Origin of the sequence: Paraburkholderia sp. BR10954 (assembly GCF_040965775.1) — a bacterium.
In the GTDB taxonomy this organism is placed as follows: Bacteria; Pseudomonadota; Gammaproteobacteria; order Burkholderiales; family Burkholderiaceae; genus Paraburkholderia; species Paraburkholderia youngii.
The window spans coordinates 1-387 of sequence record NZ_JBFRCK010000242.1 but is presented as its reverse complement, the minus strand read 5'-3'; the positions used below and the strand labels follow the sequence as shown (position 1 = coordinate 387).

Genomic DNA, 387 nt, shown 5'->3' with positions numbered 1-387 from the left:
GCCTGGGTGAAGCTGGCGTTGAAGAACTGCTGGCCGAGACGATCGAAGCGGCGAAGCGCGCGGGCGTGATCAAGGCCTCAAGCGCGAAGCGCGTAATCGTCGACACGACGGTCATGCAAAAGGCGATTGCCCATCCAACCGATTCGCGCTTGCTCGAGCGGTGTCGCGAACATCTGGTGAAGGCCGCGGCGCGACACGGGTTGAAGCTGCGGCAGAACTACAACCGCGAGGCGCCGCACGTGGCACTTCAGATTGGCCGCCGCCCATGCGAAGCAGTTCAAGCGCATGAAGAAGGCGCTGCGCACGTTGCGCTCGCGCGTTGGGCGGGTGATGCGTGATGTGGAGCGTCAGCTCGATTCAGTTTCCGACACCGGGCGCAGCGCGCTA

General features: G+C 64.1%; 1 pseudogene. It reads left to right on the top strand.

Going from position 1 to position 387, the window contains the following annotated elements:
• Positions 1 to 387 (top strand): annotated as a pseudogene (locus AB4Y34_RS42065) (IS5/IS1182 family transposase); the annotation flags it as partial.